The organism is Rhodococcus sp. IEGM 1330 (genome assembly GCF_033142445.1).
Classification (GTDB): Bacteria; Actinomycetota; Actinomycetes; order Mycobacteriales; family Mycobacteriaceae; genus Rhodococcoides.
In genome coordinates this window covers 486,870-511,035 of record NZ_JAWLSB010000001.1, presented here as the reverse complement: position 1 = coordinate 511,035, position 24,166 = coordinate 486,870, and the positions used below count along the sequence as shown (strand labels likewise).

The window sequence follows — 24,166 nt, the reverse complement described above, 5'->3', positions numbered from 1 at the left end:
CTAGTCGCTGTTGATACGGAAGCCGACGCCGCGCACCGTCGCTATACGACGCTCGGCCACGGGTCCTTCGTCGCCGATCTTGCGACGCAGCCAGGACATGTGCATGTCGAGGGTCTTCGATCCGCGCAGCTCCGCGTCGCCCCAGACTTCACGCAGGATCACTTCGCGAGAGACGACCTGGCCCGCATGGTCGAGCAAGACCTTGAGCAGCTCGTATTCCTTGTTGGCAAGAGATATCTCGGTGCCGCCGACCAGGACGCGTCGAGCAGCGGGTTCGAGACGAATGGCACCGACCTCGATCGGGGAATCCTCCCCGGCACCACGCCGGCGGAGCAACGCACGTACGCGGGCCATGAGCTCGGCGAGCCGGAAGGGCTTGCCGACGTAGTCGTCGGCCCCGGCGTCGAGACCGACCACGAAGTCGACCTCGTCGGTTCGTGCGGTGAGCATGAGTACGGCAACCTCGGATCGGTTGGCACGCACCTGCCGACACACTTCGAGGCCGTCCATCCCCGGCAGGCCGAGGTCGAGAATCAACAGGTCGAACTTTCCGTCCAGCGCGCGCTGAAGGGTTGCGGGGCCGGTCTGTTCGACGGTCACCGTGTAGCCCTCGCGCCCGAGAGCTCGGGACAGGGGCGCAGCGATGGCTTCGTCGTCTTCGGCAAGCAGCACGTCGGTCACATCGGTCACCCTACGGTTCGAAGGTGAGAACAGCCTGTGTTACTTGCGTTTCCCAGCTCGCCAACCGGGCTTGGAGTCGGCAGCCGAATCCTCGGGCATCGGCTCGAACGCTGTCTCCCGGCCGTGCACGGATTCGCGGCGGTACTCCATCGAGTCGAATACCTGCTGGTAGAGCAGGGAATGCACGCGTTGCACATGCGGAATGTCGTCGAACTCGAGTGGATCGTCCGATGCCGAGGCGATGATGAGCGTGCCGGTGCGCAACATCCGGTCGATCAGTCCGTGTCGAAACTGCACGTTGCTGATTCGGCTCATCGGAATGTCGATGCCGGAGTGGGTGAGCACTCCCTGCCTGATCAACACTCGCCGATCGGTGACGATGAAATGCGTGCACTTCCAGCTGATCAGCGGCACCAGGCACCGCCACACGACGATCGCGACCCACAGCACCGCGGTGGCGATCATGGCGACGTTCGCAGCGGTCGATTCGAGCCGCGCACTCGCGACCCCGAGACCGACGCCTGCCAGGCCCGTGACGAGAACGAAGGTCACCGACGGCAGGACGAGCATCTTCCAGTGGGGGTGATGATGAAGCAGGAGCTCTTCCTCGTCGGCCAACGCGTCCTGTGGATACCCCACCGTGATCTCCTGACTACTCGCTACGACTTCCGTCGAGTCGATATGGTCTCACGAGAGAGGTCGGAGATGAGTGACATCACCGGCCGCCACAGCCAGCACCGACGGCCGATCGGACCCGGGTTGCTCGACCTCGATCACGATCCGGCCGTGCTCGTCGACATCGACCGCGGTTCCGACCTTCTCGTCGCCGCCGGGCAGATCGACTCGCACGCGCTGCCCGATGGTGCCGCACCTCTCCCGGTACCGGTGGGCGAGGGCGTCGGTGTTCCAGTTCGAGTCCCGCCACGAGTCCACCTCGGCGGCCATTCCACGCAGAATCGCCCGAACCAACGTGTCGCGGTCGAGAACCGCAGCCCCTTCCAGAGCCAGTGACGTCGCCGTGGGTACCGGCAATTCGTCGGCTGTCATCGACACGTTCACCCCGAGCCCGATCACGACAGTGGGCGACGGTCCGTGCGCGGCGACCTCGGCCAGGATGCCCGAGACCTTCTTGCCACCGATGAGGACGTCGTTGGGCCATTTCAGTCGAGCATCGACTTCACCGACGGTGCGCAACGCGTCGACCAGTGCGATTCCGGTCATGAGCGACACCCACCCGAGCACGGCGGGATCGATTCCCGGGAACTTCAGCAGCATCGACACCAGGATCTGCGACCGCGGCGCGCCGGAGAACGGTCGCGCGTGCCTGCCGCGTCCGCTGTCCTGATGTTCGGCGATCAGTGCCGTCCGGTCGGCGTAGTTCGCGGCCCCCGCGATCAGGTCGGCATTGGTCGAACCGGTTTCCGCTACCACGTCCACCCGAGACCAGGAGGCCTGCGGGCCGTCCACCAGTGCCCGGCGAAGCGCGCGAACGTCCAGTGGTGGGCGATCGAGGTTTGTCCACATGCGCACCAGCATATGGGCTCGGCGACAGGCCGACGGCCTGTCGCGAACCACCCTCGGTCGGGGCGCAGATCACACTCGCAGTTAAAGTGGTGCCCCATGACCAGCGTCCAGGATTCCACTGCACACGGGTCGGCCGAAGCCCCCGATATCCATACCACTGCGGGTAAATTGGCCGATCTTCGTAAACGTCTCGCGGTTGCGGAGATTCCGTCCGGTGAGGCGGCGGTGGACAAGGTCCACGCCAAAGGCAAGCTCACCGCCCGCGAGCGGATCACCGCGTTGCTCGACGACGGCTCGTTCGTCGAACTCGACGCCCTGGCCCGGCACCGCTCCCAGAACTTCGGGTTGGCCGACAACCGGCCCTTCGGTGACGGTGTCGTCACCGGCTACGGCACCGTCGACGGCCGCGATGTGTGCGTGTTCTCCCAGGACGCGACCGTCTTCGGAGGCAGTCTGGGGGAGATCTACGGCGAGAAGATCGTCAAAGTGATGGACCTGGCCGTCAAGACCGGCCGCCCTCTGGTCGGCATCAACGAAGGCGCAGGAGCCCGCATCCAGGAAGGCGTCGTCTCCCTCGGACTGTACGGCGAGATCTTCCACCGCAACGTCCGCGCCTCCGGCGTCATCCCACAGATCTCGGTGATCATGGGACCCGCCGCCGGCGGGCACGTCTACTCCCCGGCCCTGACCGACTTCGTGGTCATGGTCGACGGCACCAGCCAGATGTTCGTCACCGGACCCGACGTCATCAAAACCGTCACCGGCGAAAACGTCACCATGGAAGAACTCGGCGGCGCCACGACCCACATGGAGAAATCCGGTGTCGCGCACTACGTCGCCTCCGGGGAACACGACGCGTTGGATTACGTCCGCGACCTCCTGTCGTACCTTCCCTCGAACAATCGCGCCGACGCGCCCCGCACCGCACCGTCGGATCCGATCACCGGGTCGATCGAGGACTCGCTGACCGCCGAGGACCTCGAACTCGACACCCTGATCCCCGATTCACCGAACACCCCCTACGACATGCACGAGGTCATCACCCGGATCCTCGACGACGACGAATTCCTCGAAGTCCAAGAAGGTCGGGCCCGCAACATCATCGTCGGGTTCGGGCGCATCGACGGCCGATCGGTGGGGATCGTCGCCAACCAACCCACCCAGTTCGCCGGAACGTTGGATATCGATGCCTCCGAGAAAGCAGCCCGCTTCGTCCGCACGTGTGATTGCTTCAACGTCCCGATCATCACCCTGGTCGATGTGCCCGGGTTCCTGCCCGGCACCGGCCAGGAATACAACGGCATCATCCGACGCGGCGCGAAACTGCTCTACGCCTACGGCGAAGCGACCGTCGGGAAGATCACCGTCATCACCCGCAAAGCGTACGGCGGGGCATACGACGTGATGGGATCCAAGCACATGGGAGCCGACGTCAACCTCGCCTGGCCGACCGCGCAGATCGCCGTCATGGGAGCCTCCGGCGCCGTCGGGTTCGTGTACCGCAAGAAACTGCTCGACGCCGCCAAGAACGGTGAGGACGTCGACGCCCTACGCCTGACACTGCAGCAGGAATACGAAGACACCCTCGTCAACCCCTACATCGCCGCCGAACGCGGCTACCTCGACGCCGTCATACCCCCCAGCCACACCCGTGGCCAGATCGTCACCGCACTACGACTACTCGAACGCAAACAAGTCACCCTCCCACCCAAGAAACACGGAAACATCCCACTATGAGCGAAGCGAATCATGACGCAGTGAGCGCAGAAGCGAACGACGACGCAGCGAATCTCGACGAGGTGGTCACCCCAACCCCCGCTGCCGTTCGAGTGGTGAAGGGCAATCCGACCGACGAGGAACTCGCCGCGCTGGTGACGGTTCTGACGGCTGCGCAGAGCGGATCGGAGTCGACGGGCGATTCTCGTCCTCGTGAGCTGTGGGGTTCGCCGGAGTTGCTGCATCGCCGCTTCGTACCTCAGTCGGCCTATTCGTATGCCGCGTCGGGCCGCTACCCACGGTGACGGTCCGGTCCTCCGACGCTGCGCCTGGCCCTGTTCGCTTGGTCCTGGCGTCAGCGTCGCCGGCGCGACTGTCGGTGCTGCGCGGTGCCGGGGTGGAGCCGATCGTTCGGGTGTCGGGTGTCGACGAGGATGCGTTGACCGCAGCGCTCGGGCCGTCGGTGTCTCCGGAAACGGTGGTCACGGAACTGGCCCGAGCCAAGGCTGCGGCGGTGGCCGAGACGTTCGTGGATTCGACCGAGGATCTGGTGATCGTCGGCTGCGATTCGATGTTGGCCATCGGCGGGGAGCTGCACGGAAAGCCACATTCGGTCGAGGTGGCGCGCGAGAGATGGCAGTCCATGGCGGGCAACAGCGGCGAATTGCTGACCGGCCACGCTGTGCTCCGGGTGACCGATGGCGTGGTCGTGGCGCAGGCCGCAGCGCACAGTGCGACCGTCGTGCATTTCGCGACGCCGTCCTCGGTGGACCTCGAGGCCTACCTCGACTCCGGTGAACCGCTGTCGGTGGCGGGGGCGTTCACGCTGGACGGGCTCGGCGGCTGGTTCGTCGACCGCATCGAGGGCGATCCGTCGTCGGTTATCGGGATAGGACTACCGCTGGTGCGCACCCTGCTCACTCGTGTGGGTACGTCCCTGGCCGCCCTGTGGGACAGAACCCCGTCCTGACCGTTCCGGTTCCGCCGGCCGCTGTGCCACCGGAACCGATTCCGACCGTCAGGGCAGCAGGTCGATCAGTTCGCGAGCCCACTCCTCGGCCATGGTCTTCGGCCTGATGTTCGACGAGCTGTCGTGCCGAGCATGGGTACCGATCTGCTTGCCGCCGAGCTCGGTGAGCTTCTCTGCGATGATCTCGCCGCCGCGGTTGAATGTGTCCTCGTAGACCCGGTCGCCCAGACCGAACACCGCGAACTGCAGTCCCGCGAGGTCCGGCGCGTCCTCGACGAGTGCCTCGAAGAAGGGTTCTGCACCGGTGGGGAGCTCTCCGTCTCCGTAGGTGGAGCAGATGACCACGTGGAAGTCGTCGGTGTCGATATCGGACACCTCGTACTCGAGCATGTCGCGTACCTCGGCGTCATGATCGCTGAGCACGTCCGCAATCTTGTCGGCGACCTCCTCGGCCGTACCGGTCTCGGACCCGAACAACACGACCACTGCCATGGATCGCTCCCCTTTCTCACACCTGCCCGAACACTCGAACAGTCGGAAAGCATAGCCTCACCGGCGATCCGGTCGAAAATCCGTCCTCGCCCGCAGTTGTGACTTGTCTCGAGATCACCAGAATTCGGGCGTCAGACCCCATCGATCGAACTCCGCCTCGACCAGCCCTCTCAGGTGTTCCTTGCTGGGAAAGCTGTCCGGATCGAGCCCGGTGACGCACAGGGTCGCGCGTTCTCCCGATTCGTTCCACCAGGCACTGACGCCTCCGCCGGTGCGGCGCAGCAAGGCCACGTCGGTGTTCTGCGTGATCGACCTCATCGCCACCGCAGTGGCGTCGACACCACCGATGGTGCGCAGTGCGACACCTCTGGCACCGAGATTCGAGCACAGGCACAGCGGTGCCGAGCCCGACGCGGCGAGTTTGGCGACGATCGCGTCGGGCAGCAACTGCATCAGCGGTTTGAGGAGCTCGAACGTCGTCGTGACCGTGCGATCGGCCTGGGTTCTGAATGCCTGCTTGCTCGACGCTCGAATTGCTCCGAGATCGTCGAGGTACGCCGCTCCCGGGTCGACGTGGATCGAGACACCGGACGTCGCGTTGGCGCGCCGATCTCCCGCTGTCCTGGTACTGACCGGGAGGGCGACGCGTACCCGGTCCTCCGTGGAGACTCGGCCGCTCCCGGTCAGGATCCCGAGCACGACCGCGACCAGCAGACTGTTGGAACTGCCGCCTTTTCTCGCCGCAGCAGCAGACCACTCCGCGGACAGACAATCGACGACGACGGTGCTCGGCGTCCACGCCCCCTCCACAGGTGCGGCGATCACACGCGGACGGTCCGCACGGGCACCGGTGCCGTCCGGCATTCCCGCGCTCGGGTCGGCAGATGCCGTCGACCGTGCCCGTACCGCCTCCACCGCGGTGCGGCCGAGTGCTCGTGCCGCACCCGAGAGCGCCGCACCGACACGGCCGACACCATCGGACAGATCGGCTCGGGCGATGGCCATCGCGGATTCGGAACCGTGATCGAGCCCGACGCGCGCGAAATCGTCGGGGACAGCGTGACCGGCCAGCGCGGCCGCAGCAGCTGAGGTGAGGGCACCGCCGTCGCCGACGACGTGAGAGCCGACCAACGACACGACCGTGCCGCCTTCTTCCACCGAGGTTGCCGACAATCGCCACGCCGGTCCCCCGATCGGGTCCAGCGGCACCGCGGCCTCGTCCTCGATCCACTCGTCGACCGCCGCGCGGGCGATCGGCGATCCGATGATCACGGGATCGGCGGATCGACGAGCAGCGGTCCAGCCGTCACGGGCTCCGGGCACCCGGGCCCGCCGAACAGATCGATCGATGGGGCCTGCTGCGAGCATTCGCCACATCGATCGGAGCGCGTCCGGTGCGACAGCGCGGTCGAACCGCCAGACGATCTGGTTCACCACGGGTACCCCGAGAACGCATTCCATGCGGAGGAACAGGTCGTCGTCGTACGTCAGTCTTTCCACTACGCGAGACTATCGCTGCGCGAGGGCGGACGCAGGTGGGCCGCAAATGTGTTTCCCACCATATGTTTTCCGAAACGTGCTGCGGCGGGCGGGACTGATAGGTTGAGGACGTTTTCCACGCCGACGCGACTGCGAGTGACCCTATGAAGTTCGTGATGCCATTCAACGGCAGTCGCGGTGACGTGACGCCCGGTCTTGCGCTCGGCGTCGAACTCGCGGGTCGCGGACACGACGTGGTGTTCGGCGCACCACCCAACCTGATGGACTTCGCTCGCGCGAAAACGGCTGAGTCCGAACGAGTCAGCGTGGTCTCGTTCGGGCCCGACACCCAGCGCCTGTTGGAGTCGGAGTTGATCAGGGTGCGCATCAAGTCGCGTAACCCGCGGACCAGGATGGCGGCTCTCGCCGAACTGGCCAATCACGGCTGGGATCAGATGACAGCCGAACTCGAGCAGATGGCCCAGGGTTGCCACGCGATCGTCACCGGTTCGCTGGGGCAGGAGATGGCGTTCAACATGGCGGAGTCGGCGGGCAATGCCTTTGTGGCACTGCATTATTGCCCGCTCAGACGCAACGACGTCGTGCCCGTGACCCCTGGTGCCGCGATGCCGGGCTACGTCAACCGATCGATGTGGGCGCTGGCGGAGTCGATGCGCTGGAAGTCCATGAAGTCTCGCGAGAACGCGCAGAGAGTGTCCCTGGGCCTGGCACCGACGCGGCATTCGTTGCCCGTTCGATCCGAACGCTACGGCGGAGTGGAGATTCAGGCCTACGAGTCGGCGCTGTTCCCCGGGCTCGCCGAACAGTGGGGCCCGCAGCGGCCGTTCGTCGGATTCCTGGGGCTGAGCAGCGCGCGCGTCGACGTCGATCCCGCACTGGAGGAATGGCTGCAGGCAGGCTCCGCGCCGGTGTACTTCGGATTCGGCAGCATGCCCGTGCCCGATCCCGCGGCGCTGTTGCGCATGATCGAGAACGTGACCGGACGGCTGGGCGTTCGTGCTCTCGTCTGCGCCGGCTGGAGCGACCTCGCCGGTGCCGATTCTACTGCTGCGCAGCCGAACTCGAACATCATGATCGTCGAATCGGTCGATCATCCGAGCATTCTCCCCCGGTGTCTGGCTGCGGTCCACCACGGTGGCGCGGGTACGACGGCTGCGACGGCGCGGGCCGGTCTTCCGACACTCGTCTGCTGGTTCAGCGCCGATCAGCCGTTCTGGGGAGCCGCGCTGCGCCGGATCGGAGCCGGGACCAGCACGAAATTCTCGACATTGACCGAGTCCGTTCTGCAGCAAGGCATTACCGATATCACCACCGACCGAGCCAGGCAGGCAGCACGGCGACTCGCCGACACGGTCGCCCCGACCGCAACAGCGGTGGCCGCAGCTGCCGACATCACCGAGGCGGCAGCGCGGAACCGCTGACGCACTCACCAGAAGCGCGCCGTCAGTTCCCAGCGACCGAGCGCCTCAGCCAGGTGGTCACGCAGCGCCTGGTCATCGACGAATCGATCGGGATCCATGGCGTGGACGGTCACGGTGACGCTCGCGTCCGTCTCGCACACCCACGCTGTCAGGCCACCGTCCAACGATCGCGCGAACGCGGCGTCGGCACCCGCGAAGGTCGCTCTACCCGACACAGCGCGAGCTCGAACGCCGGCCACTTCGGTGAAGACCTCGGGCAGAACACCCAGGTTCGACGCCAGACCTTCCGCACCGTCACGCGGTTGCGGAACACGCGCAACCACGGCGTCGGGCAGCATCTGCACGAGGGCCTGCGAGATGCCTGCGGGTGGCAGACCGGCAGCCTGCCTCGCAGCGAAAGCGGTGAACGCCGCCTTGCTGGTTGCCCGAATCGTCGACAGATCGCGGTCGGCCGCGTCGGTGACGGGGACCTCGATCTTGACGATCTTGGTGGCGTTGGAGCGAGTGTCGTCGACGGCGCGATCGCTGACCGGCAGTGACCACTGCACCGAGTCTCCGATCGAGGCTCGCCCGGCCTGCCCGGAGGCTGCCGTGAGGACCGCGACGAACAGGGAGTTCGACGTGCCACCCCATCGCTGGGCGGTTGCTTTCCAGGTACCTGCGTCCACCTCTGCCACCGCATGAGGCGATACCCAGTGGGCGTCCACCGCCCCGGCGGTCCGCTGCGAGCGAGTCGGCTGCGAGCGCGGGACAGCAGCGTCCGGACCGGATCGGGCGGGAATCGGAAGTGCGGACGCAACGGTGTTCACCAACCAGCCGGCGACGGACCGCACCTGCTCCACGGCGTCTCGTAGGTCCGAGCCGATGGCCGCGATGCCGTCTGCGGTCGGAACCGACCGAGGTTGCCCGGACGGGGAATTGGCAGCACCGAACGCAGCGATCAGAGCGCCGCCATCGGCGACCATGTGCGAAGCGACCAACGACAGCACCGTCCCTCCGTTCGTCAACGGTGCAGCCGCCAGTCGCCAACCGAGACCGGTCTCGGGATCGATGTCACGATCGAGGCGGCCGTCCGCCCAGGCCAACACTTCGGTCGATTCGATGAAGTGTGGGTGAAAATCCAGCGAATGAGAGACCTTCGAGGCCACCCATCGGTCGCGGGCAGTAGGCACCGTCGACGCGACCACTCGGCGCGCTAGCAGACCGTCGGACAGGTTGTCGCGTAGTTTTTCCAGGTCTACTCGCTGGACGGATTCGTCGAACCACCACAGGAACTGGTTGTAGACGGGATATCCGATGCCGTGATGCATTCGCAAGAATAGGTGATCGGCAAATCCAATTCGAGTCACGCGCCGAACCTACTACATCCACGAAACAGGGGCAGTGGTGTCAATTCGCCACCACCAATGCATTCACATTCGGCAATAGATGCATGGAAAAGGGCGCCCGATTGTGTCCCGCACCATGTTCGGGCCATTCAGTGGCGTAGGTCGTGTATCGACCTCGGACACAGTCCGCACCACACTCCGATTGTGAACTGTCGTCACAGTGACCAGCAAAATCAGTGACTCGACCGTAAGATGCGACAATCGGACACACCTTCGAGTCCTGATCGGAGACCGGCGGGTCAAGACGCTCGACAGTGAGAAGTATTACTTTTACGCGTCGCGAAATAATTTCGCTTTCGCCCTATCGTGTGTGCTGAACTCACTTCGGGTCGACGGCAATGACGTTGTTCTTTCAATGCGGAAAGCAGCAATCCAACAGCAATCAGATAAGCGACCGGTCGGCTGCACGAGCATGGCTGACAGGTTTACACGATCGACTCGACCGTAATCGAACGTGCAATACCGAACCAACGCCGCACACCGCCGACCGAGCCCGGAATGGAAGAGGACTCCCATGGAATACACCGAACTCGCCGACTACCCCCTCCCCGCTGGTCGCCTGACCGAGTGGGTCCCCCGCGTCGACGACGACCGTTGGGCACCGGACCCCCGCGGGCTGTCGTTCACGCACCAGGACCATTGCGAGCGCAGCGCACCGGGTTCGTGGATCGGCACGGTGTTCGAGATTCATCGCCGATACGACGCCGAGGCAGTGCGCGCAACCATCGCCGCATACATGGGTCGTCACGAGGCGTTTCGGACCAAGGTTCGGCGCGACGAGGAATCCGGTTCCTGGCTGCGCCACACCGCACCGACAGATGCGGTGCGGGTGATCGATCGGGCACATACCGAACCCCGGACCGAGACTCAGGTCTTCAGCCATCTGCACTCCTGGTTCGGCGAAACCGTGTCTCCGACCGCATGGCCGCACTTCGTTCTCGCCACCATCGAACCGGACGACGCCTCACGTGCTCTCTCGAACGGGCCCGGAGAGTCGTTCCTGCTCGCCTTCGCCGCCGACCATTCGGTGATGGACGCCTACAGCCAGATCTACGCCATCAACGAGATCGACCGGCTCTACGCGCACGCCCTCGAAGGCATCGATCCGGAGTTGCCCGAAGTAGGCAGCTACGTCGACTTCAGCCAGTCCGAGAGGGCTCTCGGCGAGACGCTGACCGGTGACCACAGCGCCGTGCGCACCTGGCAGGACTTCCTGGCCGTCGAGGACGGACGCTTTCCCGCGTTTCCGCTTCCGGTGTCGGTCGACCGGTCGCTCACCGGCACCGGCCAGGCCGCGCAGAGCAGTATCTCGTCCTGGCTGCTGACCTCCGATCAATCGGATGCCTTCAACGCCGCATGCCGTGCCGGCGGGTACAACATGCAGGCCGGAATACTCGCCGCTCTGGCGCTGACGAACGTCCGCCTGTCCGGCCGCACGACGTTGCGCACCGTGATGCCGATGCACACCAGAGACGAACAGAAGTGGGCCGCGGCGGTCGGCTGGTACGTCGGAATTCTGCCCATGGAGATCGAGCTCGACAACGCTCGCACGTTCGGGGAGGCACTCGAGGCCGCGGCAACTGCAGGCGCGGCCAACAAGGGGTTGGCACGTATGCCGTACTCGAAGATCGCCCAGATCCTCGAGTCGACGGAAATTCCGCGATTCGTGGTGTCCTACATCGACCTTCGGTTCCTGCCGGACGCCGAGCAGTGGCAGGGCCGCAAGGGTCGGGCTCTGCGGAGCAACTGCCACGCCGACGACGAGGTCTACTTCTGGGTCAACCGGACGCTCCAAGGGCTCAACATCTCCGCTCGATTCCCCAGCTCGGACGTCGCGTCCACCAACGTCCACCGTTTCATCACCGAGTTCGTCGCGGTGTTGACGGCAGTGATCGACTCCGACAGTGGTACAGATACGGTGCTCACGTCGGCCTCTCGGTCGGTGACCGTCGCCGCAGAGTGAGCCATCGAATCAGCCCGCGGCCCTTATCGAGGAGGATGAAGCGACGATGATCATCACCGCTATGGGCAGATGGAATCCTGCTCCCGGCCGGCTGCTCGAATGGCACCCCACTTCGGCTGCCCGAGCGAGTGCCGAAGCGGCACCTGTCGATTCGGCTCCGGCCTCGTTCCTCCAGGAGGACCACCTGAAGGCCGCGTGGGCGGCCCGCGAACGCGGCGATGTTCACACCGCGTACACCGGGGTTGCAACCGAGATCGACGGTGACGTGGATACCGACGCGATGAGCCGCGCACTGGCCGCCTACGTGCTGCGTCACGAGGGTCTTCGATGCTGGTTCGAGGTCGAAGGGAACGACGTCGTTCGGCATCTCGCCCCACTCGAGGTCGCGGCGTTCGAAGTGTCCGACGCCGGAGAAGCGACGGACGACGACGAATTCCAACGCTATGTACGTGGGCGCTTCTCGTCCGAGGCGACCGCGGACGCCTGGCCCGGATTCGTCGTCGGCGTCGTGGCCAGGCCCGGCAGCTTCACCTTGTACTACGGCGCAGATCACGCATTCACCGACGGGGGCTCGCAGGCGTTGGTCATCAGCGAACTGGCCGATCTGTACGCGCTGGAGATCGGTGCGGACGTACCGATCCCTGCGGAGGCAGGTAGCCATCTGGCCTACGCCACCGACGAGCGGGCTCGGGCCGCGACGTTCGGGGCCGATTCTCCCGAAATTGCGGCCTGGCGAGACATTTTCACCCGACACGACGGCCGAATGCCTCGGTTCCCGCTCGACCTCGGACTCGCGCCCGGCGAGAAAGCTCCGGTTCGCATCGTCGAACGCGACCTGTTGAGCAAAGAACTGACTGCTGCATTCGACGCCGCGTGCAAGGCTGCCGGGGCCCGGATGAGCAGCGGCATATTCGCCGCCGTCGGGATCACCGACTTCGAATTGGCCGGAACCACCGACTACTTCGGGATCACCGTGCTCAGTACCCGGCACCACGGTGACTACGGACAATCCCAGGGGTGGTTCGTCAATTTCGCTCCGGTCGCGTTCGAAGTGGCAGGAAACAACACCTTCTCCGACGTCGCGGCTGCGGCCCACCGAGGCTTCGAACAGGCCAAGCAGATCGCGGAGGCCCCGGTGCACGCCGTACTGGGCGCTCTGGCCGCCGACGGCACTCTCGGTAGCGAGTTGGCAGTGAGTCCGAATATGCTCTCGTACATCGACTTTCGCTGGTTCCCCGGCGTCGGGCGAGACGCGGACACGCGCGCCGAGCATTTCACCGGCGAGGGTTCGACGTCGAACGCATCGATGTGGATCAACCGAGACGGTGAGCACTTGTATCTGGTAGCCCAGACCCCTGATACCGTCGTTGCCGCCGCAGCGGTGGAGCGGTACCACGATCACCTGGCGCACGTACTGGAAACCATTGCACGCGAGGGTGATTACAGCCTGACGCTCGACGATCTCGTTCAGGAGCCGGCCGGTGCGGGTCACCTCGATCACTGAGTACACCCCACGCGCGGGCACGGTCGTCGAGTTCACCCCCGTCGTCACCGGGAGTCCGCAGCCGTCACCGGTTCCACCGTCGTTCAACCAACGGTTTCACCTCGGTGATCTGGACGAGGCCGAGCGTGTCTGGATAGCCGGTGCCTTCGAAGTGCAGGGCAGCCTCGATACCCGGGCACTCGGGTGGGCCTTCGAGCACCTGATCGACCGCCACGACACCCTGCGTAGTTCTTTCGTTCGCGTGGCGGCCGGAATCGAGCGGACGTTCTACGAACCGGGTTCGGTCCAGATCAGGCAATCCACTCGAACCACCTTCTCGTCGGCGTCGACACTCCGGAATCATCTCCGACGCACGCTCGAACTGCACTGCGATGCACGGCGATTCCCGTCGTACACCTGTTTCGGAATCGACCGGCCGGACACCTCGACGATACTGTGCGCATTCGATCACTCCAACGTCGACGCCATGTCGATCGCCGTCGTGGTCGACGAGATCCACACCCTGTACGACGCCTACCTACGCTGCCCGTCGAACCCGGAGACAGCCCTGCCTCCGGTCGGCGGGTTCGTCGAGTACTGCCGCATCGAAGCATCCCAGCCACTCGTCGACCCCACGGACGAGCGCATGATGCGGTGGTCGAACTTTCTCACCGAATGTGGGGGCACCACGCCGCGTTTCCCGCTCGACCTCGGCGTCGCCGAGGGTGAAACTGCGCCTCAGGCAACGACTGTCACCTCCTTGCTCGACGCGCAGCACACCCTCGACTTCGAGCAGCTCTGCACCCGTTCCGGAGCCGGAATGTTCGCCGGTGTCGTCGCTGCGATCGGACAGGCCTGCGCCGGGATCGGCGGACCGAGCCGCGTGCCGTTCCTGTTCCCGTTGCACACCCGCCATGAGCAGCAATTCTCGCGTGCACTGGGCTGGTTCACCACCAACGCTCCCATGACCGTGGAGGTCGAACGCGACCTCCACGACACGATCACCGCGGCCCACACAGCGTTTCGCGCGGCACTTCCGCTGAGCACCGTTCCGATCCCCCAGGTACTGAACAACCTCGGTGACGCTTTCACACTGTCGCGTCGCGACGTGTTCATGGTGTCCTACATCGACTACACCAGAATCGGTGGACACGAACGCTTCGAACGAACCGATGCACACCACATCAGCAATGCCACGGTGTCCGACGACGCACAGTTCTGGGTCTCCCGCACCACATCGGGCCTGGCACTGCGGTCACGATTTCCCGACACTGCAGCGGCACACTCGGTGATGGATGCGTTCATCGCGGAACTCGGCGCACTCATGCGCGCCTCGACAGCGAAACCCGAGAGCGCTGCACTGACGCTCTGAACCCCCAACGAACTCATTCCGCAGGCTCCACTCCCGCCCAACGATCTCATTCCGCGGGCTCCACTCCCGCCCACTGACAGAGGTTCCGCATAGGATCGACAGTGCAGACCGTTCACCCCCGGGCGGGCCGCCAGCCGAATATCTTCCGTAGGAGCCGATACGTGCCTGTACCAACCGATTCCAACGCAACGTTCGCCGACTACGCGCATCCGGATCGTCTCGTATCGACCGAATGGCTGTCCGCTCATCTCGGTACCCCCGGCCTTCGCGTCGTCGAATCCGACGAGGACGTGTTGCTCTACGACGTCGGCCACATTCCCGGTGCGGTCAAGATCGATTGGCATCTCGACCTCAACGATCCGGTCACCCGCGACTACATCGACGGCGAGCAGTTCTCGAAACTGATGAGCCGCAAAGGTATTTCCCGGGAAGACACCATCGTCGTGTACGGCGACAAGAGCAACTGGTGGGCCGCGTATGCACTGTGGGTGTTCACTCTGTTCGGACATCAGGACGTCCGTCTGCTCGACGGCGGCCGCGACGCCTGGTTGTCGGAGAACCGCGATACCACCCTTGACGTGCCCGAGTTCCCCGCGACCGACTACCCGGTGATCGAACGCGACGACGCGCCCATCCGCGCGTTCGCCTCCGATGTGCTCGGCTCGCTCGGAACGCTGCCGTTGATCGACGTTCGCTCCCCCGCCGAGTACACAGGCGAACGCACCCACATGCCCGACTACCCGGAGGAAGGTGCATTGCGCGGAGGGCATATCCCCACCGCAGTGAGCATTCCGTGGGCCAAGGCAGCCGCACCGGACGGACGCTTCCGTTCTCGTACGGAACTGGACGAGATCTATTCCGGTACCTCCGCCACCGACGACGTGATCGCCTACTGCCGTATCGGTGAGCGTTCGAGCCACACCTGGTTCGTGTTGACCCATCTGCTCGGATACCAGTCGGTTCGCAACTACGACGGCTCGTGGACCGAATGGGGTAACGCCGTTCGCGTTCCGATCGCGAAGGGCGAGGAGCCCGGATCGGCTCCGGCCACTCGATGAGTGCCCTGCCGGAGTCGCTGGCCGAGATCGTCGAGGACTTCGCCGCAGTGGAGGGGCAGGACAAGCTGCAGCTACTGCTGGAGTTCAGTCGCGAACTGCCTCCGCTGCCGGAACACCTTGCTCAGGATGCGATGGAGCCAGTGCCGGAGTGCCAGTCTCCGCTGTTCCTGTCGGTGGATGCAGGCGATCCGGCGCGGATCCGGCTGTACTTCAGCGCCCCGCCGGAAGCTCCGACCACGCGGGGGTTCGCCTCGATCCTGGCGCAGGGGCTCGACGGTCTCAGCGGACAGGACATCCTGGACGTACCGGACGACTTCTACTCGGCTCTCGGCCTGAGCGACGCGGTCAGTCCGCTGCGACTGCGCGGCATGTCGGCGATGTTGGCGAGGATCAAGCGTCACCTGCGTTGACGGACGACGGCGCAGGTAGCGCGCCGTCGTCTTGATCGATACAACCGGTCGTCGTTAGACTCCGCGGCAGGGCCTGGAGAGCCCAGACCCCCGATGCGTACGACGAAGGTTGGTTGCTGCCGATATGGAATTCACGGAGTTGGCGGACTACGCGGTTCCCGCGGGCACGCTCACCGAGTGGATACCCAGTGTCGGCCCGCAGGCCCGCACTCCGGAAGCCGCAGGGTGGCATCCCGATGCCAGGCCGACGTCCTACGTCCACGAGGCGCACCTTCGTACCAGCCTGAGCAGTCCTCGTCGCGGTCGTGAATCATGGCTCGGCGCGGCCTTCGAAATCGCAGGCCCCCTGGACAAACCCGCGTTTCGCGAGGCAGTTCTGAACTGGATCGACAGGCACGAGGCGATGCGTTCGAGCGCGTCGATCGACGAGGTGACGGGCGAGATGACGCGTGTGACCGCCGCGCAGGGTGGCATCGACATCTGGCAGGTCGAGCAGGAACGGTGCGCGCAATCGAGCGAGGTGTTCGAGCACCTGCATTATCTGTTCGACGAGTTCACCTCACCGTTGATCTGGCCCGCCTACGCCTTCGTGACTCTCGAACCGGTCGACGAGACGCGTCCGATCACGGTGTTCTTCGCAGCGGATCACTCGATCATCGACGGTCTGTCCACGGTGCTGGTCGCGCACGAGATCGCTGCTCTGTACGGAGAGGAACTCGGTGGTGCGCCTGCTGCCCTGTTCGAGGCCGGCAGCTACCTCGACTTCGGGTCCTCCGAACGCGAGAGGAATGCAGAGCTGGAGCATTCGCACGACGCAGTGAGGATTTGGCGAGATTTTCTCGTCGACGGCAATGGTGAGCTACCGGCCTTTCCACTCGACATCGGCGATCCGAGCCCGGACGATCAGCCGCAGGGCGGTTTGTCCGCGTGGGTGCTCGACCCCGATCAGGCCGACTCGTTCTCGGTCGCGTGCCGCAAGACCGGACACAGCCTGTTCGCCGGATTGCTGGCAGTGCTCGCCATCACCGGCTCCGAACTGGGCGGCGGCACTCGTTTCCGCACGGTGACCCCGGTTCACACTCGAGACGAGCCCCAGTGGGCCTCCGCGCTCGGCTGGTTCGTCGGACTGTGCCCCATCTCCTTCGACTTCGCCGGTGCGGACTCGTTCGGCTCGGTGGTCGCGGCTGCCTCGGCCGAGGTGAAGAAGACCAAACCGATCGCCCGCGTTCCTCTCGATCGCGTGTTCACCACTCTGGGTTACTCCGCTCGCCCGCGTTTCGTCGTCTCGTTCATGGATGTGCGGTTCGCGCCTGCCGCCGAGCACTGGCCGGACTGGAATGCCCGAGCGCTGCGCAGCAAGCAGTACCAGCACGACGTGTACATCTGGATCAATCGCACGCCGCAGGGAATCAACATCGCGGCTCGCTATCCCAACACCGAGCAGGCGACCGCTCGGGTTCACGAGTACGTCGGTGCCTTCCGGAAGCTGTTGACCGATGTGGCTGACACCGGGACCGCCCGATTCTCTCTTGCGGACGACGACCGATTCGATATCGGACATACCGACACCGGTCAGATCGCTACCAATCAGTAGCTCACTGCGGGTCGTCGCCGATCCGCTGCAGCTGTGCGGACCGATTGCAGCGATGACAGTGCCGGTGCTTAGACTCCGACGTGACGTTCGTAACGAAGCACGCGAGAAATATATCTGTAGGAGGCTCAGTGCCCAGCCATGCCAGTGCTCAGATCACCAAGGTTCTTGTCGCCAATCGTGGTGAGATCGCGGTGCGGGTGATCCGGGCGGCCGCCGATGCCGGGTTGGCCAGTGTCGCTGTGTACGCCGAGCCCGATGCCGATGCCCCGTTCGTACGCCTGGCCGACGAAGCGTTCGCGCTCGGCGGCCAGACCTCGGCGGAATCGTATTTGGTGATCGACAAGATCCTCGACGCCGCCGCCAAGTCCGGTGCCGACGCCATCCACCCCGGCTACGGATTCCTCTCCGAGAACGCCGACTTCGCCCAAGCCGTGATCGACGCAGGACTGATCTGGATCGGACCGTCCCCGCAATCGATCCGCGACCTCGGCGACAAGGTCACCGCCCGCCACATCGCCGCCCGCGCCAAAGCCCCCTCCGTCCCCGGCACCTCCGAACCGGTCAAGAACGCCGACGACATCCTCGCCTTCGCCGACGAACACGGCCTCCCCATCGCCATCAAAGCCGCATTCGGTGGCGGCGGCCGCGGCATGAAAGTCGCCCGCACCCGCGAGGAAATCCCCGAACTGTTCGATTCCGCCACCCGCGAAGCCGTCGCCGCGTTCGGGCGTGGGGAATGCTTCGTCGAGCGCTACCTCGACAAGCCCCGCCACGTCGAAGCACAGGTCATCGCCGACCAGCACGGCAACGTCATCGTCGCCGGCACCCGCGACTGCTCCCTGCAACGCCGCTTCCAGAAACTCGTCGAAGAAGCCCCCGCCCCGTTCCTCACCGACGCCCAACGCAAAGAAATCCACTCCAGCGCCAAAGCCATCTGCCTCGAAGCCGGCTACTACGGCGCCGGCACCGTCGAATACCTCGTCGGACAAGACGGCCTCGTGAGCTTCCTCGAAGTCAACACCCGACTGCAGGTCGAACACCCCGTCACCGAGGAAACCTCCGGCATCGACCTGGTCCTGCAGCAGTTCCGCATCGCCAACGGCGAGGAACTGTCCATCACCGAAGACCCCGAACCGCGAGGGCATTCCTTCGAGTTCCGGATCAACGGCGAAGACGCCGGACGCGGATTCCTGCCCGCCCCCGGACCGGTCACCACCTTCACCGCCCCCTCCGGGCCCGGTGTGCGCGTCGACTCCGGAGTCGAATCCGGCTCGGTGATCGGTGGCCAGTTCGATTCGATGCTCGCCAAGCTCATCGTCACCGGAGCCACCCGCGAACAAGCCCTCGCCCGCTCCCGTCGCGCACTCGCCGAATTCGATGTCCAAGGCCTCGCGACGGTCATCCCGTTCCACGCCGCAGTGGTCTCCGACCCGGCGTTCATCGGCGACGGCGACTCGTTCTCCGTCCACACCCGCTGGATCGAAACCGAATGGGACAACCAGGTCCCCCCGTTCACCGCCGGGCAACCGCTCGACGACGACGACGTCCTGCCGCGTCAGTCCGTGGTCGTCGAAGTCGGAGGCCGCCGCGTCGAGGTCTCGTTGCCCGGGGAACTGTCCCTCGGCGGCAACAGTGCAGGCAACAGCGGCGGACCTGCGGGAGCGGTGCGCCGCAAACCCAAAGCCCGGACCCGTGGCGGAGCCGGAGCCGGAGCCGCCTCCGGCGATTCGGTCACCGCACCCATGCAGGGCACCGTGGTCAAAGTCGCCGTCGACGAAGGCCAGAGCGTCGAATCCGGTGACCTCATCGCCGTCCTCGAAGCCATGAAAATGGAAAACCCCGTCAACGCCCACAAAGCAGGCACCATCACCGGCCTGACCGTCACCGCAGGCGACGCCATCACCCAAGGCACCGTCCTCGCAGAGATCAAATGACGTAGCGATGTCCGAGCTTCCGGAGATTCGTATCGGTACGGCTGATCGGGAGAAGGCCCTCGAGGCGCTGGGTCTGCACTTCAGCGAGGGTCGTCTCACTGTGCCCGAATTCGACGAGCGCAGCGCCACCGTTGCTTCGGCGACGACGCGTGGGGAGATCGACAAGGTCTTCGTCGATCTCCCCACTGCTTCGACGTCGCACACGCCCGCCCAGCTCGGGACGTCTCCGGCCGAGGGCGGTGTCGGAATCGATTGGCGCGCAGTGGTGATGCCCCTGGTCGTCTTCGGTTCTCTGGCATTGTTCTTCCTCACCGACTTCGATCAGAAGTGGCTCTTCTTCCTTCTCATTCCGTTGGCGGGTGCGCTGCTGTCGGCAGGTGGCCATTCGAAGGACGAGAAAAGGAAGAAAAAGAAGAGGGATCGTTGAAGGCGCTTCTGTTCGATGTGTTCGGCACGGTGGTCGATTGGCGCACCAGCGTGGCTCGCGAGGTCGAATCTCTGTGTGGTTCGGACGTCGACGGTCATGCATTCGCCGACCGATGGCGCAGCCTGTATCAACCGGCGATGGAACAGGTTCGGTCGGGCAGTCGACCGTTCACCCGGCTCGATGTACTCCATCTCGAGTCGCTTCGACTCGTACTGTCGGAGTTCGACGTTCAGCTCGACGACGGTGACGTCGCATCCCTGAATCACGCGTGGCATCGGTTGGATCCGTGGCCGGACTCGGTGCCCGGGCTCACGCGACTGCGTACCGATTTCATCATCGCCCCGCTCTCCAACGGCAATATCTCGTTGCTACTCGACATGGCCAAGAATGCCGGACTGCCGTGGGACGCGATCCTCGGCGCAGAACCGGTACAGACGTACAAGCCCATGCCCGACGCGTATCTACGCACCGCGGACATTCTGGGTCTTCAGCCGAGCGAGTGCCTGATGGTCGCCGCACACAACAGTGATCTCGCTGCGGCTGCCGACTGTGGCTTCGCAACGGCATTCGTCGCCCGTCCGCTCGAACACGGGCCGAGTCAGACCACCGACCTCGCCGCGGAATCCGACTGGACTCACAGCGTCGACTCGATCGATTCTCTCGCAACGCAATTGGGCTGCTGACTGCGCCGACGCTCAGGACCGCGTCGGCACGAGTCGATGCTCGATCCACGCGTCCACGTCCCGGTGCGACCTGAAGCGAACAATCGTCAGCTCTGGGCAGCGCACACTCAGTCGCTGCACCCGCTCGGTAGTCAACCGATAAGTGTTCCACGCCCACCGGACGATGTACTCGCGATCGAAGAAGATCCGGTACAGCGGCGGTTCGATGTTGCCGTTCCACAGCTCGCGCCTTCCGAGCCTGCGGCGTAGCGTCCGAATCATCACCTGCCGCATGACTGTTCGGCGCGGTAGGTCGAGCCACAAGAGCAGTTCGGCTCGATCTGCGAGACGGTCTCGAACGATGCTGTACTGCCACTCGGTGACCCACGACGGGCGTGCAAGGAATTCCTCGACATCGCGCTCGAACGTCGGACACGGCGTCCAGTTCGGGCCGTGGAACAAGCTGTCGATCTCGACGTGTTCGATATCGAGCAAGGACCCGATGCGGGCGGCCAGCGTGGTCTTGCCGGAACCGGATGTCCCCGCGACGACGATTCGCGCGGGTCTATATGGCAGGACAGCGTCGTCCGGTCCGAGAATCACGGAGACGACGATAGCGAACCGGGGGTACCGGCGACCTGTCGCCCGTGGCGCACGATCGCTGCGATTCCGACCAGCAGGGGTAGTTGCAGGAACACGATGGCGTTGAGCGCGTCGTTCGGCAGAGGTAGGTGGTCGAAGAACTGGGCGGTTCCGGTCACGATCAGGATCAGGTACGTCAGCTGCATCGACAGTGTGTGTCGCCGAAGCCAACCCGCCCGTGAGCGTCCGACCAGCGGTTGCAGCCAGCCGAACAGCACCAGCGCGGCTGTCAGGATCGACACAGCGTGGAACACGCTCCATCCGTCTCGGATCTCGGTGACGAAGAAGGACGACACGATCATCACCAGAATTGCCACGACATACGTGCGTCCGCATGCCCGATGAAAAACAGTGCCCTTGCGCGCGAGCAGAACCACTGCTCCGACCAGAACGGACATGACTGCGGCCGACGTGTGGATCACCGTGATCGTCATCGTCATCGTCAGCCACCTTTCGCCTGAGCGACGCTACCGGTCGTCGAGTCCGAAGGTCTTCCATTTGCGTGCTATCAGGAATGCCTGCGATGTCGACTCGTATCCCATCGGAGCGCGATGCACGCGCACGTCCACCTCGAAATCGGCCTCGACGAGCATGCCTGCGACCACGTCGGGGTCGAGTCGGTATGCGTCGTACGAGACCGAGTGTCCGTAGACATGTTCGAGCCGCACTCGCTCGTTGCCGGACTGAAACGCCAGGAGCAGTGGACCATTCGGCGTCAGCACTCGATGCAGTTCGGCGAATATCGCAGGCAGCTGCGTGGGAGGAGTGTGGATGATCGAGTACCAGGCAACGATCCCGGCAACGGAGCTGTCCCCCGCGTCCAATGCCTCCATCGATCCGACACCGAATCGCAGGTGCGGGTGTTCGCGCCGCGCGACCTCGACCATGTTGGGCGACAGATCCATTCCCGCTACGTCGAGGCCGAGGCGGTGCAACTGGTCGGTGATGCGGCCGGATCCACACCCCACCTCCAGAACGTGCCCGCTCGGCACCCGGGCTGCGAACGTCGCCAGCAATCCGTGCTCGAGATGCCGGCCGTCGAGTTCGTCACGAACGAGGTCGGCGTAGCTCTCGGCAACGGTGTCGTAGGCGGCCCTCGTCATCGAAACATGCTGCTGCTCGGTCACAGTCGCTACGGTACCGGCTCACCCGGCGTCGACAGGTACGAGTGCGTCAGCATCTCGAAGAAGTGCCCGGTGGGGTCGCGGAAGTACACTCCGCGGCCACCGTGGTCGGTGTTGACAGTGCCGGGTTCGGTCATCCGAGGATCGGCCCAGTGTTCGACGCCCTGGTCGACCAGCCTGGTGTAGGCCGCGTCGAACAGATCGTCGCTCACCCGAAAGGCATAGTGCTGACACTGAATATCGTCGAAGGGGGGCTCGGCGAATTGAACGAGCGTGCCGTCGGTGAGTTGCACGTTGACGAACGGTCCCCACGACGGCACCTCTGGCAGAGCGAACAGCTCGCGAAAGAACACCGCAGAATCGGAACTGTTCTTCGCAACGATGATGGTGTGATCGAACGAAATGGACATGCGCTGCCTCCTGGGCAGTACGACGCCTCCATGCCTGACGCAGTCCGTCATCGGCACGCGACGCTGCCGACGATGCTCGCACGGACCCCGAATCCGAGTCAACCGGTGAATTCACGGCCGCGATTCGGTCTTCTTCGGTGACAGCATTACCGAGGAGAGGAACCCAGCATGGTCGGTCGACTTCTGTTCGTTCATGGTGCCGGCGGATTTTTCGACGACGCGGAGCTGGCGCACGGTTTGGCTGGAGCTCTGCGTCTCGACCTTCGGATGCCGGAGCTGTCCGACACCGACATGGGTTTCGAGGACTGGGCCGAACCGGTTCGGCAGCACCTGGACCGGCTCGGACCCGAGGATTCGGTGATTGCGCATTCCTTCGGCGCATCGATCCTCGTCAGGGTCTTGGCAGAACATCGCCGGCAATGGCCCCTGCAGGCCACCCTGCTGGCGATGCCGGACTGGACTCCGTGTGGGTGGGACGTCGCCGACTACGCGTTCACCGACCCAGAACCCGAGACCGACCTGACGCTCGTCCACTGCCGGGACGACGACGTGGTTCCCGTGTCTCACCTGGCGCTGAACTCGACGGCTCTCCCGTCGGCCACAGTGGTCGAGTTTCCGACCGGTGGTCATCAGTTCGACGGCATGATCGACGCCGTTGCCGCCGAGATCCGCGGATTCGGGCGTCCCCGCGGGGACGCTTCTACCGGTCCCGATCCTCGTGGTCGATGACAAGCCCGACTCGGTCGAACATGCAGACTGGGTGTCCGCTCACCGATAGTCGTGGTCGATTCCCGTTGCCCATTGCGAACATTCGACGGCAACGACGTCGTCTCTCCCCCGCAGGAAGTCCCGGGCACCGGAATCGCCCGACGCCGATGCCACGGCTGCCTCGACGTGTCGACGCGCCAGAACGACCGGATGTCCGGGACGGCCGTCGAACACGGCCCTGGCGAGACCGGTTTCCCGCGCCGCGGCGAGTATTGCCTGCACCACCTCGGGTCCGACGTCCGGGGTATCGACCACGTGCACAACCGCGTATTCAGCGTCCGACGCCGCCGACAAACCGGCGGTGAACGAGGCGCTCATGCCCTGGTGCCAGTCGGGTATGTGCACCGCGATCACGCCGTCGGGCATGGCCGCGTCCGCCGCGCCCAGCACCACGAGCACGCGATCACAGCCGCCGTCGCGCAGTGCCCGCACCGCCGTCCTCAGCCACAGCCCGTCGTGGGCGAGCACCTTGGGCGATCCGTATCGCGTTCCGGCACCGGCGGCCAGTAGCACTCCGACGGCCAGGTCCGACACGATCGCTCCTTTCACTCTCGGTTGGAGTCTTGGATGTTCGCACAACATCCATCTCGAGTACGTCGACAAGTTTGTGCGCGCTCGACTAGCGAG

Annotated in this window: 25 protein-coding genes; 14 read left to right on the top strand and 11 right to left on the bottom strand. The window is 64.8% G+C overall.

The annotated features are described in order from the left end of the window. Genes R4P57_RS02270 through R4P57_RS02260 form a run of 3 tightly spaced genes read right to left on the bottom strand, consistent with a single transcriptional unit; the run spans position 1 to position 2,205 of the window. The gene (locus R4P57_RS02270; RefSeq protein WP_037190266.1) at positions 1–681 is read right to left on the bottom strand and encodes a response regulator transcription factor; all 681 of its coding nucleotides are present in this window, start codon (positions 679–681) and stop codon (positions 1–3) included. Between the two features lie 39 nt (positions 682–720). Further along, positions 721–1,320, bottom strand: a complete 600-nt coding sequence (locus tag R4P57_RS02265) for a PH domain-containing protein (RefSeq protein WP_317801291.1) — start codon at positions 1,318–1,320, stop codon at positions 721–723. Positions 1,321–1,368: 48 nt separating this feature from the next. Beyond that, the gene (locus R4P57_RS02260) at positions 1,369–2,205 is read right to left on the bottom strand and encodes a biotin--[acetyl-CoA-carboxylase] ligase (RefSeq protein WP_317801290.1); all 837 of its coding nucleotides are present in this window, start codon (positions 2,203–2,205) and stop codon (positions 1,369–1,371) included. 96 nt (positions 2,206–2,301) lie between these two features. On the opposite strand from R4P57_RS02260, the gene R4P57_RS02255 reads away from it, so the two are divergent. Genes R4P57_RS02255 through R4P57_RS02245 form a run of 3 tightly spaced genes read left to right on the top strand, consistent with a single transcriptional unit; the run spans position 2,302 to position 4,891 of the window. Next, the gene (locus R4P57_RS02255) at positions 2,302–3,942 is read left to right on the top strand and encodes an acyl-CoA carboxylase subunit beta (RefSeq protein ID WP_317801289.1); all 1,641 of its coding nucleotides are present in this window, start codon (positions 2,302–2,304) and stop codon (positions 3,940–3,942) included. Positions 3,943–3,962: 20 nt separating this feature from the next. After that, positions 3,963–4,226 carry an acyl-CoA carboxylase subunit epsilon gene (locus R4P57_RS02250; protein WP_317801288.1) on the top strand — a complete coding sequence of 88 codons (264 nt, stop codon included), beginning with the start codon at positions 3,963–3,965 and terminating at the stop codon, positions 4,224–4,226. After that, entirely contained in the window at positions 4,223–4,891 is a 669-nt protein-coding gene (locus R4P57_RS02245; protein ID WP_317801287.1) for a Maf family protein, read from the top strand. The genes R4P57_RS02250 and R4P57_RS02245 overlap by 4 nt, the downstream gene beginning before the upstream one ends. 48 nt (positions 4,892–4,939) lie before the next feature. On the opposite strand, the gene R4P57_RS02240 is transcribed toward R4P57_RS02245, so the two are convergent. Together R4P57_RS02240 and R4P57_RS02235 are read right to left on the bottom strand one after the other, a co-directional pair. Continuing rightward, on the bottom strand, positions 4,940–5,383 hold the full coding sequence (locus R4P57_RS02240) for a flavodoxin domain-containing protein (protein WP_317801286.1): 444 nt from the start codon (positions 5,381–5,383) through the stop codon (positions 4,940–4,942). A 114-nt stretch (positions 5,384–5,497) separates the two neighbouring features. Continuing rightward, complete coding sequence (locus tag R4P57_RS02235) at positions 5,498–6,883, bottom strand: hypothetical protein (RefSeq protein ID WP_317801285.1); 1,386 nt, start codon at positions 6,881–6,883, stop codon at positions 5,498–5,500. A gap of 155 nt (positions 6,884–7,038) precedes the next feature. On the opposite strand from R4P57_RS02235, the gene R4P57_RS02230 reads away from it, so the two are divergent. Continuing rightward, positions 7,039–8,304 carry a glycosyltransferase gene (locus R4P57_RS02230; RefSeq protein ID WP_317801284.1) on the top strand — a complete coding sequence of 422 codons (1,266 nt, stop codon included), beginning with the start codon at positions 7,039–7,041 and terminating at the stop codon, positions 8,302–8,304. 5 nt (positions 8,305–8,309) lie between these two features. On the opposite strand, the gene R4P57_RS02225 is transcribed toward R4P57_RS02230, so the two are convergent. Next, positions 8,310–9,614 (bottom strand): hypothetical protein, encoded by a 1,305-nt coding sequence (locus tag R4P57_RS02225; RefSeq protein ID WP_317801283.1) that lies wholly within the window; start codon positions 9,612–9,614, stop codon positions 8,310–8,312. A gap of 592 nt (positions 9,615–10,206) precedes the next feature. Here R4P57_RS02225 and R4P57_RS02220 point away from each other — a divergent pair. The 9 genes from R4P57_RS02220 to R4P57_RS02180 all read left to right on the top strand — a co-directional run bounded on the left by R4P57_RS02220 (position 10,207) and on the right by R4P57_RS02180 (position 20,616). Beyond that, entirely contained in the window at positions 10,207–11,655 is a 1,449-nt protein-coding gene (locus R4P57_RS02220; protein ID WP_317801282.1) for a condensation domain-containing protein, read from the top strand. Positions 11,656–11,701: 46 nt separating this feature from the next. Beyond that, positions 11,702–13,159, top strand: a complete 1,458-nt coding sequence (locus R4P57_RS02215) for a condensation domain-containing protein (RefSeq protein WP_317801281.1) — start codon at positions 11,702–11,704, stop codon at positions 13,157–13,159. Then, on the top strand, positions 13,137–14,510 hold the full coding sequence (locus R4P57_RS02210; protein WP_317801280.1) for a condensation domain-containing protein: 1,374 nt from the start codon (positions 13,137–13,139) through the stop codon (positions 14,508–14,510). The genes R4P57_RS02215 and R4P57_RS02210 overlap by 23 nt, the downstream gene beginning before the upstream one ends. Before the next feature lie 161 nt (positions 14,511–14,671). Then, entirely contained in the window at positions 14,672–15,568 is an 897-nt protein-coding gene (locus R4P57_RS02205; RefSeq protein WP_317801279.1) for a sulfurtransferase, read from the top strand. Next, a complete protein-coding gene (locus R4P57_RS02200) occupies positions 15,565–15,978 on the top strand; it encodes a SufE family protein (protein ID WP_317801278.1) in 414 nt (137 codons plus the stop codon). The genes R4P57_RS02205 and R4P57_RS02200 overlap by 4 nt, the downstream gene beginning before the upstream one ends. Positions 15,979–16,102: 124 nt before the next feature. Beyond that, complete coding sequence (locus R4P57_RS02195; RefSeq protein ID WP_317801277.1) at positions 16,103–17,572, top strand: condensation domain-containing protein; 1,470 nt, start codon at positions 16,103–16,105, stop codon at positions 17,570–17,572. A 128-nt stretch (positions 17,573–17,700) separates the two neighbouring features. After that, positions 17,701–19,506 carry an acetyl/propionyl/methylcrotonyl-CoA carboxylase subunit alpha gene (locus tag R4P57_RS02190; RefSeq protein ID WP_317801276.1) on the top strand — a complete coding sequence of 602 codons (1,806 nt, stop codon included), beginning with the start codon at positions 17,701–17,703 and terminating at the stop codon, positions 19,504–19,506. Positions 19,507–19,513: 7 nt separating this feature from the next. Continuing rightward, on the top strand, positions 19,514–19,933 hold the full coding sequence (locus R4P57_RS02185) for a DUF1707 domain-containing protein (RefSeq protein ID WP_317801275.1): 420 nt from the start codon (positions 19,514–19,516) through the stop codon (positions 19,931–19,933). Next, a complete protein-coding gene (locus tag R4P57_RS02180) occupies positions 19,930–20,616 on the top strand; it encodes a haloacid dehalogenase type II (protein ID WP_317801274.1) in 687 nt (228 codons plus the stop codon). The genes R4P57_RS02185 and R4P57_RS02180 overlap by 4 nt, the downstream gene beginning before the upstream one ends. Before the next feature lie 12 nt (positions 20,617–20,628). Here R4P57_RS02180 and R4P57_RS02175 read toward each other — a convergent pair whose 3' ends face one another. From R4P57_RS02175 to R4P57_RS02160, 4 genes are read right to left on the bottom strand one after another with little or no spacing between them, the layout of a single operon-like run. Then, positions 20,629–21,198, bottom strand: coding sequence for an AAA family ATPase (locus tag R4P57_RS02175; RefSeq protein WP_411742268.1), 570 nt, complete (start codon positions 21,196–21,198; stop codon positions 20,629–20,631). Then, complete coding sequence (locus tag R4P57_RS02170; protein WP_317801273.1) at positions 21,195–21,677, bottom strand: DUF2306 domain-containing protein; 483 nt, start codon at positions 21,675–21,677, stop codon at positions 21,195–21,197. The genes R4P57_RS02175 and R4P57_RS02170 overlap by 4 nt, the downstream gene beginning before the upstream one ends. Positions 21,678–21,704: 27 nt before the next feature. Continuing rightward, positions 21,705–22,364, bottom strand: coding sequence for a class I SAM-dependent methyltransferase (locus tag R4P57_RS02165; protein ID WP_317801272.1), 660 nt, complete (start codon positions 22,362–22,364; stop codon positions 21,705–21,707). Positions 22,365–22,369: 5 nt separating this feature from the next. Then, a complete protein-coding gene (locus R4P57_RS02160; RefSeq protein WP_317801271.1) occupies positions 22,370–22,771 on the bottom strand; it encodes a VOC family protein in 402 nt (133 codons plus the stop codon). A 168-nt stretch (positions 22,772–22,939) separates the two neighbouring features. On the opposite strand from R4P57_RS02160, the gene R4P57_RS02155 reads away from it, so the two are divergent. Beyond that, complete coding sequence (locus R4P57_RS02155) at positions 22,940–23,500, top strand: alpha/beta fold hydrolase (protein WP_317801270.1); 561 nt, start codon at positions 22,940–22,942, stop codon at positions 23,498–23,500. A 39-nt stretch (positions 23,501–23,539) separates the two neighbouring features. Here the strand turns inward: R4P57_RS02155 and R4P57_RS02150 are convergent, their stop codons facing one another. Further along, positions 23,540–24,076, bottom strand: coding sequence for a nucleotidyltransferase family protein (locus tag R4P57_RS02150; protein WP_317801667.1), 537 nt, complete (start codon positions 24,074–24,076; stop codon positions 23,540–23,542). Positions 24,077–24,166: the final 90 nt, after the last annotated feature.